The organism is Anaerolineales bacterium, assembly GCA_022866145.1.
Lineage (GTDB): Bacteria > Chloroflexota > Anaerolineae > Anaerolineales > E44-bin32 > PFL42.
Genome location: JALHUE010000319.1, coordinates 1 through 16,496 on the forward strand (window position 1 = coordinate 1; position 16,496 = coordinate 16,496).

The following is a 16,496-nucleotide window of genomic DNA, read 5'->3' on the forward strand; positions in this document are numbered from 1 at the left end:
GGAGCCATCGTCCCCGCGAAATGCGCCGAAAGACCGGGGCGGCCTTGCGGCCGCCCCAGCATAACCATCGGGGTTGATGCCATCTCGGCTACAGGTCGAGGTTGGCCATCTGTTCGTAGAACTTCCAGCGCGAGGCGACATCCTTGCGCATGGACTGCAGCAGCATCTCCGCCCGCGTGGGGTCCGCCTGACGCAGCGCCCGGAAGCGGATCTGCTTGTACATGAAGTCCTCGATCGGCTTGGTGGGCGCCTTCGAGTCCAACTGCAGCGGATTCTTGCCCTCCAGCGCCAGGCGCGGGTCGTAGCGGAACAGCGGCCAGAAACCGGTCTCGACTGCGTCTTTTTGCTGGTCGGTACCCTTCTCCATATCGATGCCGTGGTTGATGCATTGGGCGTAGGCGACGATCAGGGACGGTCCGTCGTACTCCTCGGCTTCCTTGAAAGCCCGCACGACCTGGGTCATGTTGGCGGCGTAGGCGACCTGCGCTACGTAGATGTTCCCGTAGGTCATGGCGATCGCACCCAGATCTTTCTTGGGCATATCTTTGCCGGCGGCGGCGAATTTGGCCACCGCCCCGCGTGGCGTCGCCTTGGAGGCTTGGCCGCCGGTGTTGGAATACACGCCGGTGTCGAGCACCATGGCATTCACGTTCCGGCCGGAGGCCAGGACATGGTCCAGACCGCCGTAGCCGATGTCGTAGGCCCAGCCGTCCCCGCCGATGACCCACACCGACTTCGGCACCAGGTAGTCGACCACGCTCAGCAGGCGTTTGGCGTCTTCGTCCTTCGACTTCGCCAGGAAACCCTTCAGCTCATCGATGCGCGCCCGCTGCGCCTCCACGTCTTCAGCGGTATTGACCTCTGCCTTGCGGATCGCTTCCGCCAGGTCCGCCTGGCCATTGAAGCTCATGCGCTCGAGCAACGCCCGGGCGAAGTCGGTCAGCTTATCGGCTGTCAGGCGCATGCCCATGCCGAACTCGGCGTTGTCCTCGAACAGAGAGTTCGACCACGCCGGGCCGCGGCCATCGAAGCGTGGGGCGTAGGGGGTGGTCGGCAGGTTGCCGCCGAAGATCGACGAGCAGCCGGTGGCATTGGCGACCAGCATCCGGTCGCCGAACAGCTGGGTCAGCAGCTTGATATAGGGTGTCTCGCCGCAGCCGCCGCAGGCGCCGGAGAACTCAAACATCGGCGGCAGAAACTGGGATCCCTTGGTGGTAAAGCGGTTGATCGCCTTGGGATCCGGGTCCGGCAGGCGGAGGAAGTACCCCCAGTTCGCCGCTTCCGGTTCGCGGATCGGCGGCTGGGAGGCCATGTTGATCGCCTTGCGCTCGGTCTTCTGACCCTTCTCGTCCTTGACGTTGGCCGGGCAGATGTAGACGCAGGCCCCGCAGCCGGTGCAGTCCTCGGGCGCAACCTGCACGACATACTTCATCCCGGGGTATTCTTTGCCTTTGTAGTCGATTGCCTTGAAGGTCGGCGGCGCCTTGCCGTCCTGGCCCGGGTCGAAAACCTTGACCCGAATGGTGGCATGCGGGCAGACAAAGGCGCACTGGTTGCACTGGATGCAGGCCTCTGGCTCCCAGACCGGGATCTCCAGGGCGATGTTGCGCTTCTCGTACTTGGTCGTGCCGGTGGGATAGGTGCCGTCGGCTGGCAGGCGCGACACGGGCAGTCGATCGCCGCGGTAGGCAATCATTTCGGCCGTGACGTTTCTGACGAACTCCGGCGCATCCTCCGGCACAGGCGGGCGCATGTGAACCTTGCTCGTCGCCTTGGCCGGCAGCTCTACTTGGTGGATGCGCTCGCTCGCCAGCTGGGCCGAGCGCACATTCATGTCGACGACCGACTTGCCCTTATCGCCGTAGGTGTCCTCAACTGCCAGCTCGATCATCTTCAGCGCCTTCTCCCGGGGCAACACGCCCGAGATCGAGAAGAAGGCCATCTGCATAATGATGTTGATCCGGCCGCCAAGCCCGATGGACTTGGCCAGGGAGTAGGCATCGATGACGTAGAACTTGGCGTTCTTGCCGATCAACCCCTGCTGCACCTCGAACGGCAGGTGATCCCACACTTCTTCCGCCGGGTACGGGCTATTGAGCAGGAAGGTCCCACCCGGCTTCAGGCTGCGCAGGATGTCAGAGCGCTCCAAGAACGCGAAGGAGTGGCAGGCCAGGAACTCGGCCTGGCTGATCAGATAGATGCTGCGGATCGGGTGGGGGCTGAAGCGTAGGTGCGAGATGGTCATCGAGCCGGATTTCTTCGAGTCGTAGACGAAGTAGCCCTGGGCGTAGTAGTCGGTCGCCTTGCCGATGATCTTGATCGAGTTCTTGTTGGCGCCCACCGTGCCGTCGGCGCCCAGGCCGTAGAACATCGCCCGGTGCGTGCCTTCCGGTTCCGAGTTGAATGTCTCATCCCAGGGGAGCGAGGTGTTGGTCACATCCTCGATGATCCCGACCGTGAAATGATTCTTGGGCGGCTTCCCCTTCAAGTTGTCGAGGACCGACTTGGCCATCCCCGGCGTGAATTCCTTGGACCCCAGCCCATAGCGGCCGCCGACCACTACCGGCATGGCCTCGCGGGCGATTGCGCCGCTGGCCAGCGCCTCACCGACCGCCGTGTGCACATCCTGATACAGCGGCTCACCGGAGGCGCCGGGCTCCTTGGTGCGGTCCAACACAGCGACCAAGCGCACCGTCTTGGGCAGGGCCGCAATGAAAGCCGGCGAGTCGAACGGACGATACAGGTGCACCTTGACCAGGCCGATCTTTTCGCCCTGCTTGGTCAGGTGCTCAACGACTTCGTGCATTGTCTCGGCGCCCGAGCCCATCATCACTACCACCCGATCGGCATCGGGCGCGCCCACGTAGTCAAACAGGCGATACTGCCGGCCCGTCACCTTGGCGAAGCGGTCCATCGCCTTCTGTACAATCCCCGGGGTCTCCAGGTAGTAGGGGTTGACCGTTTCCCGCCCCTGGAAGTACACATCCGGGTTCTGGGCGGTGCCTCGGATCGTGGGGCGCTCCGGCGTCAGGGCTCGCTGACGGTGGGCGATGACCAGGTCTTCGTCGATCATCGCTCGCATGTCGTCATGGGTTAGTTCCTCGACCTTCTGGATCTCGGAGGATGTACGGAATCCGTCGAAGAAGTGCAGGAACGGCAACCGCGCCTCGAGCGTGGCCGCCTGGGCGATCAGGGCGTTGTCCATCGCCTCCTGCACATTGTTGGAGGCCAGCATCGCCCATCCGGTCGAACGGGCCGCCATGACATCGCTGTGATCGCCGAAGATCGAAAGCGCCTGGGCCGAAATGGCGCGGGCGGCGATGTGGAACACCGTCGGCGTCAGTTCCCCGGCGATCTTGAACATGTTGGGGATCATCAGCAACAGGCCCTGGGAAGCGGTGAAGGTCGTTGTCAGGGCGCCGGTGGTCAGGGCGCCGTGCACCGCACCGGCGGCACCGCCTTCGGACTGCATCTCGGTGACGCTTGGGACAATTCCCCAGATGTTCTTCTCGCCCACCGAGGCCTTTTCGTCGGCGATCTCCCCCATGCTGGACGAAGGTGTGATCGGGTAGATGGCGATGACCTCGTTGGTGGCGTAGGCCACATGAGTCGTTGCCGAGTTCCCGTCGTGTGGAACAAGCTTGCGCTTGGCAGCTCCGTCAGCCATGGTGCTTCTCCTTGGGTCCGGTTCCGGGGGCAGGCGCGAGGCCCCGGCCCCATATAGCAGGGTCAATCCGTAAGTCTAGAGACCCGACGGGGGAGGCCGTAGTGCAATAGGGCATCGCAATCCGGAGGACAATTGTCACTATTGGAGATCACGCTTCTAGGCCAACCTAGACAGCAGGCTCAGGCCGGCGGCAAAGAGGGGTGGGGGCCCAAGTCGCGGCCAGACCTGCGCATGGGGATGGCCCCGCCCGTCCCATCCCGGGAGGCACGATGGTCGATCTCAAGACAACCTTCATGGGCATTCCGCTCCGCTCGCCAATTGTGGTCGGCGCCAGTTCGGTCTCCGCCATGGTCGACCGGATCGCGATGGCCGAGCAGGCCGGCGCCGGGGCGCTGGTGATTCGGTCGCTGTTTGAGGAGCAGATCCAGCTTGACGCCCTGCGTCTACAGGATGATCTGTCGGTGGGCGCCGAGAGCTATTCCGAGGCCCTTTCCTACTTCCCCAACCTGAAGCACGGCGATGCCGCCGAGCATCTGATGTGGGTCGAGAAAGCCCGCAAGGCGGTCAAGATGCCGCTCTTCGCCAGCCTGAATGCCGTCAGCCCGGGCGCCTGGTCGAAGTATGCGGCCCAACTCGAGGCGACCGGCATCGACGGTCTGGAGTTGAATGTGTACGCCGTCGAAGCCAATCCGGACAAGACACCCCAGGCCATCGAACTTGAGCTGTACGAGACGGTGGCCTCCGTCACCTCCCAGGTCAAGGTTCCGGTGGCCGTCAAACTCAGCCCGTACTACACCTCGACCTCCCACATCGCTCACGGCCTGGCCCAGCGCGGCGTGCAGGCGCTCGTCCTGTTCAACCGCTTCCTGCAGCCCGACATCGACCCGACCTCCGAATCCCTGACCAACGAGATGACGCTGAGCGAGCCTGCGGAGATCAAGCTTCCGCTGCGCTGGGTCGCCCTGCTCCACGGTCGCATCCAGGCCGACCTGGCCCTCAGCACGGGCATCCATACCGGCACCGATGCCGCCAAGGCCCTCCTGGCTGGGGCGACCGTCGTGCAGACCGCCAGCGCCCTGATCAAGCATGGCGTTCCCTACCTTTCCACGATGCTCCGCCAGCTCGAAGGCTGGATGGAGGAGAAAGGCTACAAGACGCCGGACGATTTCCGCGGCAAGCTCAGCCAGAAGAAGGCTCCGGATCCCTTCATCTTTGAGCGAGCGCAGTACGTGAAGCTCCTACTCTCACAGAAGTAAGGGAGATCAACCGCCAGGCGCCTCAGCCCGATCATGCCGAGGCGCTTTTGATTCCCGCCGGCGATCGATCCCCTCTGGTCTGGCCGCCCAACATCCGGGGGGGCCTGCCAGTCTTGTGCACCCGCGGTTTCCTTACTGGAGCCATCCGAATCTGGCGGCGGGCCTCAGCCTCCCTGCCTCGGGGAACTTCCGCTGTTGAGTCTTCCCTACCCGTAGGCCGGTGCAGGCGCCCACGGCACTGGCCGCTGACATCGCGCCCTCGGGAGAATGGCGGTCCGGGCTGTTCGTCTGGGACGGCTGTCCCGGCTAGTCGGACGATCGCGGGTACACACTCGCCTCCGGTCACAGCCGCATCCGAGGGCCCACGCCGACCATTATTGCGTGTCGGGGCAAACGAATCCGGAGGTCAAGTCGTACAACCTCCCCTGAACCATCACCTCGGCCGCCCAACAATCCCCTCCTTGGAGCAAGATCACTCCCTCCCCCCGATCGCCGATCACCCGCAGAGTCAGCTGCATCCCGGTGCCGTCCATCCACGTCGAGGACCAGTTGTCCCCTTCGGCCGGTCGGATCTCGCGGATCTGCCCCAGGATTAGGCGCAAGGGTTCGAGGCCGCGCAGGAAGTCCAGGGCGCTCCAGTAGCGGCGCCCGAGCAAGCGTGCGGCATGGGCGTTCGCCTGCTCCGGAGATTGCAGCCGCCAAAGCACTCCCACCGGCTCCACGACTGCCCGCTCGGCAATGGACTGCAGGGCGTCACTGGAGGCAGGGAAGTACCCCTCGACTGAGACCTGATTGGCCTCGGTGGCTGAGAACGCCAGCAGTCCATTGGCTGAGTACAGCCGGTATTCGGCCAGCCGCCCGTCGCCAAGATCGAACTGCAGGACGCTCATCCCGGGATTCAGGCCCGCACTCAAGCGAGTTTCCTGGTGAACCGCCTGCCACTGAGGTCCTTGCTCGCAGGCTGCCAGCTCTGCCTCAGCCCCTGCGCTTCTCTGGGCGCACAGGATCGGGCGGCCATAGCGGCTGGTGAACCGATTCGCCGAGGTCAGGCTCTCAAGAAGCTGGCGGGCTTCCTCGTCGGTTAGCTTGGCACGAGGGAAGCCGACATAGCCCGGATCCCAGAAGTAGACCTCCTGCGGCAACGGAACTAACCAGCTCTCAACGACCTCGGAGGGGAGAACACTTCCCAGCAGCAGCTCATTGCTGACGTACTCCCGCGGTTGTTTGGGTCCCGATTCTCTAGTGAGACGGACCTGTCCCAGGAATGCATCGATGCCTGATGTCCAGAGCACTTCCCCGGTGAACAGCAAGCCCAATCCGCAGCAGGTCAGGGAAAGAGCCGCGATCCCACCCATCACAACTAGGATCCAAGGCCTTCGTTTCATAGGCTCCCCTCCCAGTCCTTTCGGGATAACCCTCTGCCCTTCTGCCTATCAACAGCTATCGTGCCACTGTCAGAAACCAGCGCCCGGTCGCCGTCTCCGGGCAACTGCTTCCCCCGGCAGCGACCTCGGCGTATGATGATCGGGGGTCCGAAGGCTCTGCGGCAAGACCATCTTTCCGGCGGCGAGTGGGCCACTGGGATGGACGCTCGACTTCGGCCACCTTGCCCGATGCTCCCGCAGGATTCGGATCGACGTTCAGGTCGAGACCATAGCAGTCACGATGGGCAGAAAGCCCATGTCGCCGAAGGGGAGTGAGTGGACGTGATCGCCATCGTTGGCAACAGTGGCGTTGGCAAGACCACCCTGGCTCGCCTGCTGTCCGATCGCCTGCAGCTGCCGCTGGCGCTTGAGCAGCATGCCGAGCGACCGTTCCAAGTGCTTTGCGCGCAAGACCCCTGCCGCTATGCCTTTGTCAATCAGATGGACTATCTTCTCTTCCGTGCGGAGCAAGAGGCGGAACTCCGGCGCAACTTCGGCTTCGGGGTGCTCGATGGTGGCTTGGACCTGGATTTCCACGGCTTCACCCGCTTGTTTCATGACCGGCGGTATATGAGCGACAAGGAGATGGACGTGTGCCGGCGGTTGTACCTTCACCTGCGGCACCTGCAGCCAGCACCTCAGATCTTTGTCCATCTGACGGCGCCGGTGGCGACGCTGCGTCAGCGCTTCGAACGGCGCGCCCGCACCGCCGAGGTTACCCAGTCCGAAGATCTCCCCCGTTTGCAGCTCCTGGTAGAGGAATGGCTGGCGAATCTGACCGGCAGCATCGTGCTCCCGGTGGACGCGTCCAGGGAGGATCCCGCCTTCAGCCAGGTGATCGATCGCCTGGCCAGCGATGTGCACCGCGCCCTCCCGCGCAGCGCATCCGAGTGAGCGCTCGGCCGGCCTACCAGCTCCCGGCGTCGCCAGCGGATCGCCCGGTCCGGCCTGACCAGCCGCCTATGCAGTCAGCGTGGGTGAAGGCGACCTCGAGCCAAGCCGTGCTCGCGACGCACCAGCACCTTCCACCCACGATGCTAGAATCCCGCCTGACAGGAGGCCGTCATGCCTGAAGCTGTGATCGTGTCCGCTGTCCGCACCCCGATCGGCGCCCATGGCGGGGCGCTGGCCTCGGTTCGCCCGGATGACCTGGCGGCGCTGGTGATTGCCGAAGCGGTGCGGCGCGCCGGCATCGATGCCGGCGAGGTCGAGGAGGTGTACCTGGGGTGCGCCAACCAGGCCGGCGAGGACAACCGCAATGTGGCGCGCATGGCCGTGCTCCTGGCCGGGTTCCCGGTCGAAGTGGCGGCCGTCACTTTCAACCGGCTGTGCGCCTCGGGCTTGCAGGCGGTCAATGCCGCCCATCGCGCCATTCGCGCCGGAGAAGGCGAGGTCTTTGTCGCCGGGGGCGTCGAGAGCATGTCGCGGTCACCCTACGCTGTGCCCAAGAGCGAGCAGCCTTTCGCCTGGGGCAACCTGACGATGTGGGACACCACCCTCGGCTGGCGCTTTCCCAATCCGCGGATCGGCGAGGCCTTTGGCATCGACTCGATGGGCGAGACGGCCGAGAACCTGGCCGAGATCCATCCCGAGATCACCCGCGAGATGCAGGACGCCTTCGCCGCGGAGAGCCACCGCCGTGCCGTCGAAGCTATCGATTCGGGTCGGTTCGCCGAGGAGATCGTTCCGGTGAGCATCCCGCAGCGCAAGGGCGATCCGCTCGTCGTCTCGACGGACGAGCGGCCGCGCCGCGATACATCGCTCGAGGGGCTGGCGCGCTTGAAGCCGGCCTTTCGCGCCGCCGGCAGCGTCACGGCCGGCAATGCCTCGGGCATCAACGACGGTGCTGCGGCCCTGGTGTTGATGAGCGATGAGCGAGCCCGGGCGCTCGGCTTGAATCCGCTGGCACGGGTCATCGCCTCGGCCGCCGCCGGAGTACCTCCCCGCATCATGGGGATCGGCCCGGTACCGGCGATCCGCAAGGCCCTGAAGCGAAGCGGGCTGGCAATTGAGGACCTTGGCCTGATCGAGCTCAACGAGGCCTTCGCGGTTCAGGCCCTGGCCGTGATGGCCGAGCTAAGCTTGCGGTCCGAGATCACCAATGTCAACGGAGGGGCGATCGCCCTCGGTCACCCGCTGGGCTGCTCGGGCGCCCGGATCCTCACCAGCCTGGTGCATGAGATGCGGCGCCGTGCCCCAACTACCCCTCGCCCGTTCTACGGGCTGGCGGCGCTGTGCGTGGGCGTCGGCCAGGGGGAGGCAACCATCGTCGAGTGTGTGCCGGCAGCATAGCCTGAGCGAGGCGCGAGCCCGGGGCGCGTTCCGTCCGTGATACACTGCCTTTCGATGTTCTTGCGACAGGCCAGACATGCGCGCCAGTGATGATCACCGGCGACGGGAGGACCCCGAGGTCTTCTGGGCCTCCGTGATGCGCGTGGCGACGGAAGTCGCCCGCAAAGGTTCCTCCAGCGAACAGGATGTTCTGCGAGCCGTCACCCAGGAACTTTCCCGCCTGCGGATGCGCGGCAGCGTCGCCCTCTTCGACGATGAAGGGCTGCTGGAGATCCGCACCCGCTCTTTGAGCAGCGCCGTCGAAAGTGCCCTTTCCCAGTTGGTCGGCATCCCGGTCGCCGGCTACCGCTTCGACCCCAATCAGGTTGATCTGTACCGCCAGGCGCTCGCGACGGGGGAGGCGGTGTTCTCCAGCGATCGTCCGGCGGTGATCCGGCAGATGCTGCCGGCCAACCTGCGGCCGCTGCTACCGCGGATCATCCGTATGCTCGGCGTTCAGCCGATCATCGCCGCCCCCCTGGTTCTCGACGAACGAGCCATCGGGACGATCAACGTCACGGCCCCCTGGCTGGCACCGGAAGACGCCCGGCTGGTCCTGGCCCTGGCGGACAACATCGCCATCGCCCTGGGTCATGTTCGCCAGCGGACGGAGCTCGAGCGCACCCTGCGCCGCGAGCGAGCCCGGGCCGAGATGCTGGAGGCGATCGTCGACACGCTCGACATGGATCAGGCGCTGATGCGACTCCTGCGCATGACGTGCGAGGCCGTCGGCGCCGACGCCGGGACGATCGCCCTGCTCGAGCCGGCCGGCACTGCGCTCCGGATTCGATACACCCATGGTCTTGCAGCTGCGCCGCACACCCTTCCCCGAGAAGAAGCCTCGCCCGGCCAAACTGCCGTTCGCGTCCGCGAACCGGTGTTGATCTCCGACTACGCCCGCCTGCCCGACGCCGAACCGGCCTGGTTGAATGCCGGCATCCGGTCAGTGGTCAGCGTGCCCCTGCTGACAGGGGATTCGCCGGACGGTAGCCTCAGCCTGTTCACCCTGCGCAAGCCCCGGCCGTTCCAGCAGGAGCAGCTGGAAACCCTCCAAGGCGTGGCGCGCATCGCTTCGATCGCCATCCGCAATGCCAGACTGTACGCCAACTCTGTTCGTCGAGCGGAGGAAGCGCAGGCCCTGATCGGTACGGCGCATGCCGTTTCCAGCTCGCTTGACCTGCAAACTGTGCTGCGCCAGATTGCCGAACAGGCGCGGTCGCTGCTGAACTCGGACGGCAGCCGAATCCACCTGTACAATCCCGAAGACGACCGGCTGCAGGCCGTCGTCGCCTTGCACACGGACGCCGAGCAGGTCATGCAGATGCGCCTGTCCCCCGGCCAAGGCCTGACGGGCACGGTGTTCGCACGGCAGGAAGCTCTGCTGGTCAACGACACCGCCCAGGTCGCGGGCATCTCCGTCCATGTCCCAGGCACGCCGATCGATGAGCTGGAGAAGATGGCCCTGGTCCCGCTGCAGATCCACGGACGGACCATCGGGGTGATGACGGTGCTGCGCTTCAGCACGGAGATCCCCTACACGCCCGCCGACCTGCAGCTGCTCTCGGCCTTCGCCACCCACGCTGCCATCGCTATCGAGAACGCCGACCTGTACGGGCAGATCGCCAGCCATGCCCAACATCTGGAGGCTCAAGTCACAGAACGAACCCGGGACTTGGCGCTCTCCGAGGCCCGTTACCGGGCCCTGGTTGAGACCTCGCTAGCCGGGATCTTTCTGACAGACGCCCAGGGTCAGTTGATCTACGCCAATCAGGCCTTCCACCAGCTGGCCGGTCGGCCGCCGGGTTCTCTGGTCGGCCACACCCAGGTCCAGTTGAGTGACCTGGCGGCCCTGCCTGACCGGGAGCGGATCCAGCAGCGCATTGACGTCCAGCTGTCGGGTGCCGACACCGGCATGGAAGCCATCGAAGTCGATGTCCTGACCGGCAGGGGTGAGGCCCTGCCGGTGATGTTCGCCTCCACAGTCGTCAGCGACCAGGGCGGCCGGGTGGAAGGCGTGACCGGCATCATCTTCGACATCCGCCAACGCAAGGCTCTCGAAGCCGCCCTGCTGGCGGAGCGCGATCGCCTGGCCTCCATCCTGACCAATGTCGGAGACGCCATTGTCGTGGCCGATCCCCATGGCTCGATCGAATACGTGAATCCAGCCTGGGAACGGCTCACCGGGTACGCCGCCAGCGAAGCGCTGGGGAAGACCTCGAGCCTGATCCGCAGCGGGCGCCACGGCCCCGAGGTCTACGAGCAGATGTGGGCCACGATCCAGGGTGGGCGCGTCTGGCGCAGCGACCTGGTCAACCGGCGCAAGGACGGCTCGCTCTATGACGCCGCCGTGGTGATCGCCCCGATCCATGACGCATCCGCCCAGGTGATCAGCTACGTGGGACTGCAGTACGATATCAGCGGCCTCAAAGCCCAGGACCGCCTCAAGACCCAGTTCGTCTCTGACGTCTCCCATGAACTGCGCACGCCGCTGACCAACATCCGCCTGTACCTGGACCTGCTCGGGGAAACGGCCGATACGCAGAAACTACTGCGCTACCGCGAGACCTTGATCCGCGAGGCTGAGCGCCTGACCGGGCTGATCGATGACCTGCTCTCGCTCTCCCGCCTCGAGTCTGGCACGGCGCAGATCAACCCGGTCGTCGTCCACCTGAATGAGATCGTCACTTCCCTGGTGCAGGACCGTCGAGCCCTGGCGGCGCGCAGCGGGCTGCTGCTGGACGTGGTCTGCGATCCGGATCTGCCCCCCACCCGCGGCGATCCCCGACTGCTGGCCCAGGTCTTCACCAACCTGCTGACCAACGCCATGAACTACACTCCGAGCGGGGGCCAGGTTACGCTGTGCACGCTGCGGCGCGAGAGCCCGGAGGGCTTCTGGTCCATCGTCGAGGTGGCCGATTCCGGCCCCGGGATCCCGATCGATGAACAGCCGCTGCTGTTTCGGCGGTTCTTTCGCGGCCGCGCCGGGCAGGCGAGGGGCATCCCCGGCACCGGTCTGGGGCTCGCCATCTGCAAGGAGATCATCGAACACCATCAGGGGCGGATCACGGTCGAGAGCCAAGGGGTCCCCGGTAAGGGAACCTGCTTCACGGTCTGGCTGCCGGCGAAAGCCCCAGCAGAGTAGTCGTCAGCCCAGCGGCCAGCCTGGCTCGCGCCTTCTGGGCTTCACCCACGGGCGGCGCCGATCTGAGCAGACTTCCCCTCACGCCTCAAACCAGGCTGAACTGCGAACCCTGCGCCGTCTTGGAAATCTCGATCCGCGCCGGAAAGGCGTCCTTGAGTTCCTCGATGTGGGTGATCACCAGGATCAGATCGAAGTCTTCCTGGATGCTGTTGATGGCCCCCACAAGCTGCTCGCGCCCGCGTGCGTCCTGGGTGCCGAACCCCTCATCGATGAACAGGCTGCGCAGCTGCGCCCCGGCCCGCTGGGCCAGAAGGCGTGATAGGCCTATGCGGATCGCGAAGTTGATCCGGAAGGCCTCGCCCCCCGAATACAGTTCATAGGCGCGACTGCCCAGCTCGTCCGAGATGATGATGTCCAGCGCCTCCCGCAAGTCGCCGGCCTTGGTCTCTCGCTGCGTTTCAATTCTCACATTGAGCCGGCCGTCGCTGATTCGGGTGAGCAGCTCGTTGGCGTAGCGTTCCAATTCGGGCACGGCGGTCTCGATGATCATCGCCGGCACCCCTCGCTTGCCAAACGCCTCCCGCAGATCTTCGAGCAGGGCAAGTTCTTCCAGGCGGACCTCGCGCTCGGCGCGGCGTTCGCGCCGCTGCATCTCGAAGGTCTGAAGGGCGGCCAGTTGCTGCCGGGCGGCGCCAACGCGTTCGTCCGTCAGGCGGCGAGCCAGGCGCAAGCTTTCGATTCCCTCGCGTGTCCAGGGGGCAGCTCGAAGGATGCGCTCGCAATTGTCGGCCTGAGCCTCCGCCTGCTCGCGCTCCGTTTTCTCCTGCTGCAACTCCTGCGTCCAACGTTCGAGTTTCGCCTCCAAGCCGAGGAGCTGCTCGGCGGCCTGGTCGGCGTGCTCGAGCGCCGTCTGCAGTTCGCCCAGCCGGCGGTCCAGGGTCGTTCGTTGGCGAAGCCGCGCCCCCAGATCCGCCTTCTCGGCCTCCATTCGTCCTAGCTCCCCTTCCAACTCCCGCAGGTGGCCCTGGTTTTCACGATACTGATCGCGCCGGGTCGCGAGCTCCTGCTGCAACGAGGCCAGTAATTGATGCCGGTGTTCGTCGGTTAGCGGCTGTCCACATGTCGGGCAGGTCGGATCGCTGGCTGACTCCAACACGGACGCTCGCTGCTTGAGCGGCTCAGTTTCCGGGACTAGCGCCAGGTTGATGCCGCGCAGGCCTCCGGCCTCCTCTGCCAGCCGAGTCGTGGCAGCCGTCACCGCTTCCAACTCTGCTTGCAGGGGCTCGAGAGCCTGCAGCGCCTGCCGAACTGCTTCCAGCTCCCGCACGGCCTTGCCCTTGTCGGCCCGCTCGCGCACGACATCTGCCTCGCGCCGGCCTGCCGTCAGCTCCGCCTCGCGGGCGCTGATGCGCTTGGTGGCCTCGTCTACCTGCCGCTGCAGCCGAACCAGCTCATGCCGTGTGTTCTCCAGATCGGACCACTGCTTCTCGGCCTGCTGCAGAGTGGCACCGGCCTGAGCCGCCTCCCGTTCCGCCGCCTCCAGTTCGCTCTGATATCGATCGCGCTGAGCCAGCTCGCGCTCGATTTCCTCCAGGCGCCCCTCGAGCCGCTGCATTGCCGCCCGGGTCTCTTGGATGCGCCCTTTGGCTCGCTCCTCATACGCCTCCCAACGATGCAGCCCCAGGATGTTGGCCAACACCTGCTTGCGCTGCATCGGGGTCTTGGTGGTGAACTCATCGGCTCGCCCCTGCATCAGGAAGGCGGAATTGACGAAGGTTTCGTAGTCCAGCCGGATCAGCCGCTCGATCTTGTCCTGGGTTTCGCGGATACCGGCCTCCGACAGCCCGCGCCATCCGCCGGTCACTTCATCCCACGACTGGAGTTCGAGCAGCGAAGCTCCCCGCTTGCCCGCCTTGCGCTGGCGCAGCACCCGGTAGCGAGCGCCATCCTGCCCAAACACCAGGACCACCTGCATCTCTGTCTGCCCTTGGTAAATCAGGTCGTCCGGGGAGAGGGCGCGCGCCTTGCCCCACAGCGCCCAGGTGATGGCGTCCAGCACACTCGACTTGCCGGCACCGTTCGGGCCCGCCAGACAGGCGATGTGCATGCCCTCGAACCGAAGCGGCCCAGGCTGGCGGTAGGCGAGGAAGTTGCGGACCTCGAGCTCAATCGGGATCACGCAGCAACTCCTCCGCCTGCGCTAGCAGCTGGTGCAGCCGCTCCGGATCCTCGCCTTTGGCCGTGAAGTAGCGCTCCACCAGCTCGGCCGGCGATAGGCTGTGGGGCTCCAGCACTCCCAGGCGGCCGCGCGCCTGAGATTCGATCTGTTGATGCAGGGTGACCGACGACGCACCCTGAGCCGCCTGGAGGATATCCTTCTCGTTGAGCGCCAGCCGTTGGTCCTCGCGCAGCTCGACCAGCAGGCGCACCACCGCGCCCTCCAGCGAGCGGCTACCCAGTGCGCTCAGAACGGCTTGGGCGGGATCGGCCGCCTGGCGGGCATCCAGACGCAGCGTGACAAACGGCCGCGCTCGGACCGGCACGAACGACCAGTGTGTCTCGCCGCGGGCCAGCTCCACCCAGCAGAAGCCCTTCTCCTCCGACTCTTCGCCGAAGTCGATCCGCTCCAGCGAGCCGCTGTAGACCACCGACGGCGAGCTGCCCGGGTTCAGATCCTGATGACGGTGAATATGGCCGAGGGCTACATAGTCCCACGCCGGATCGCACAGCACGGAGCGAAAAACGGCCACATCCCGCCCGAGCATCACCGTGCGCTCTGAGCCGAGCTTCGCTTCGGCAACGCTGAAATGCCCGGCGAGCACGCGGGGCATCGGCAGTTCCGCAGCCTGGGCGGCCAGATCCGCCAGGATGTCGGAAACCGCTTGGCGCAACGCCTGCTCCAACTCTTCGATTGACTTCCCCTGATGCTCTTCCCGGGCCAACAGTCGGTTGCGCATCGGATATGGCACCCAGGCCAGGAACACCGGCCCGGATCTCGTCTCCACCACTTGACCCCCCGGCTTGAGCCCGACGATCACGCCCGGCACCCGCAGGGCTTGGAAGATGTCGAGGCTGGTCGCCCGGGCCGACATCCCCGGCATGTCGTGGTTGCCGACCAGGAGCAGCAACGGCATGGCGTCCGCCAAACGCTTGAAGCGCTGGGCCAGCTCGCGCTGTTGGGTGGGATCGGGATCGCGGCTCTTGAAGGCGTCGCCGGCAAAGACCGCCAGGTCCGCCTCGTGCGCCAGCGCATGGTCGATGACTTCGTCTACACGGTCGAGGAAATCCCGCACCCGGCTTGAGGTGCCGGTAGCCGGATCGATGCGGCCGTAGTTCTCCATGCCGACGTGGGCATCGGCGAAGTGCAGCAGTCGGATCGTTCGGTTCATCGGCTCATCTCGGTCGCCCGGTATGCCGGTGGCGGCGCGCCTCAAGCCGACACCCCGGCGTCAGAGCCGGCCGCCGCCTCAGCGGCCATGGCTGGAGGCTGAGGCTGGCTTTCCGCTGCGCCCGGCCGAGCGGTGCATCCAGCGGTCGAGCGCTTCCGGCGGCCGGAAGTCCTCCAGGCGCTGCAGCAGGGCTTCGGGTTCCGCCTCACAGGCCAGCAGCGCCCGGTGTTCGTCGTAGATGAAGCCCTCGGTCAGCATGTGCTGGATGAACGTCAGCAGCGGATCGTAGTAGCCCTTGACATTCAACAGACCGACGGGCTTCGTGTGCAACCCGATCTGAGACCAGGTGAGGATCTCGAACAACTCTTCCAGGGTGCCGTAGCCGCCGGGCAGGGCGATAAACGCCTGGGCAAGCTCGGCCATCGCCGCCTTGCGCTCATGCATGGTCTCGACCACGCGGAGCTCCGTCAGGCCGGGATGCGCCAACTCGGGGTTGTTGAAACGCCGGGGGATGATCCCCAGGACCTGTCCGCCGGCTGCCAGGGCGCCATCGGCCAGCGCACCCATCATCCCGGTGCCGCCTCCGCCGAACACGATCGCCACGCTTCGCTGGGCCAGCGTCCGGCCGGTGAGCTGGGCGGCCTGCAGGTAGGATGGATCCACCCCATCACTCGAACCACAATACACACTCACCCTGTCAAGCATCGCGGGGACCTCCCCCTCGACTGACCCCTGCCGCCTCTAGTCGGTCCAGCTGGACTGCCGCAGCCCGCTTCGCAAGTTCTCCGCCACAGCCTGCAGCTCCTCGCGCGAAGGCGTGCCGCTGCCGCCCGCCCGGCGTCGAAAGCCGAACCCGTCCCCATCATGGCGCGGAATGATGTGCAGATGCGTGTGAAAGATGGTCTGGCCGGCGGCCTGGCCATCGGCCAGAAGGAGGTTCACCCCTTCGCAGCGCAGCCCGCTCCGGCGCATGGACTGGGCGATCCGCCGTCCTACAACAAACAGCTGACCGGCGTATTCGTCCTCCAGGTGTCGCAGATCGGGCACATGGGTGTTGGGCACCAGCAGGACATGTCCCGGGGTGACTGGGTAGATGTCCATGAACCCCGTGACGGAGTCATCGCGGTAGACCAGGCTGGCCTCGGCCTGCCCGGCGACGATACGGCAGAAGATGCAGGCAGCATCCAGCGTCACGGGCGTCCCGTTGGCGGCGGCCTCGCGCCCGGCTGCACGGGGGCCGACCTGAAGATGCGATTCTACCATGCGGCCCGCGTTCGGCTTGCCTCC

10 protein-coding genes are annotated in these 16,496 nt (G+C 65.7%); 4 read left to right on the top strand and 6 right to left on the bottom strand.

The features are described 5' to 3' along the window. Positions 1-88 precede the first annotated feature (88 nt). A complete protein-coding gene (gene nifJ / locus MUO23_09855; GenBank protein MCJ7513257.1) occupies positions 89-3,667 on the bottom strand; it encodes a pyruvate:ferredoxin (flavodoxin) oxidoreductase in 3,579 nt (1,192 codons plus the stop codon). Between the two features lie 269 nt (positions 3,668-3,936). Between nifJ and MUO23_09860 the strand changes: the two genes are divergently transcribed. Continuing rightward, positions 3,937-4,923: a dihydroorotate dehydrogenase-like protein gene (locus MUO23_09860; protein MCJ7513258.1), complete on the top strand. Its 987-nt coding sequence runs from the start codon at positions 3,937-3,939 to the stop codon at positions 4,921-4,923. Between the two features lie 374 nt (positions 4,924-5,297). Here MUO23_09860 and MUO23_09865 read toward each other — a convergent pair whose 3' ends face one another. Beyond that, on the bottom strand, positions 5,298-6,308 hold the full coding sequence (locus MUO23_09865) for a hypothetical protein (protein MCJ7513259.1): 1,011 nt from the start codon (positions 6,306-6,308) through the stop codon (positions 5,298-5,300). A 321-nt stretch (positions 6,309-6,629) separates the two neighbouring features. Here MUO23_09865 and MUO23_09870 point away from each other — a divergent pair, with 321 nt between their 5' ends. The 3 genes from MUO23_09870 to MUO23_09880 all read left to right on the top strand — a co-directional run bounded on the left by MUO23_09870 (position 6,630) and on the right by MUO23_09880 (position 11,820). Next, a complete protein-coding gene (locus MUO23_09870; GenBank protein MCJ7513260.1) occupies positions 6,630-7,241 on the top strand; it encodes a deoxynucleoside kinase in 612 nt (203 codons plus the stop codon). A 171-nt stretch (positions 7,242-7,412) separates the two neighbouring features. Continuing rightward, complete coding sequence (locus tag MUO23_09875; protein ID MCJ7513261.1) at positions 7,413-8,639, top strand: acetyl-CoA C-acetyltransferase; 1,227 nt, start codon at positions 7,413-7,415, stop codon at positions 8,637-8,639. A 76-nt stretch (positions 8,640-8,715) separates the two neighbouring features. Then, complete coding sequence (locus MUO23_09880; protein ID MCJ7513262.1) at positions 8,716-11,820, top strand: GAF domain-containing protein; 3,105 nt, start codon at positions 8,716-8,718, stop codon at positions 11,818-11,820. Positions 11,821-11,905: 85 nt separating this feature from the next. On the opposite strand, the gene MUO23_09885 is transcribed toward MUO23_09880, so the two are convergent. The 4 genes from MUO23_09885 to MUO23_09900 all read right to left on the bottom strand — a co-directional run. Then, a complete protein-coding gene (locus MUO23_09885; GenBank protein ID MCJ7513263.1) occupies positions 11,906-13,999 on the bottom strand; it encodes an SMC family ATPase in 2,094 nt (697 codons plus the stop codon). After that, on the bottom strand, positions 13,986-15,209 hold the full coding sequence (locus MUO23_09890; protein MCJ7513264.1) for an exonuclease SbcCD subunit D: 1,224 nt from the start codon (positions 15,207-15,209) through the stop codon (positions 13,986-13,988). Before MUO23_09890 ends, MUO23_09885 begins: the two co-directional genes overlap by 14 nt. 78 nt (positions 15,210-15,287) lie before the next feature. Continuing rightward, complete coding sequence (locus MUO23_09895) at positions 15,288-15,914, bottom strand: TIGR00730 family Rossman fold protein (GenBank protein MCJ7513265.1); 627 nt, start codon at positions 15,912-15,914, stop codon at positions 15,288-15,290. Positions 15,915-15,950: 36 nt separating this feature from the next. Further along, a partial coding sequence (locus MUO23_09900) for an HIT family protein (protein MCJ7513266.1) occupies positions 15,951-16,496 on the bottom strand: 546 nt, incomplete at its 5' end.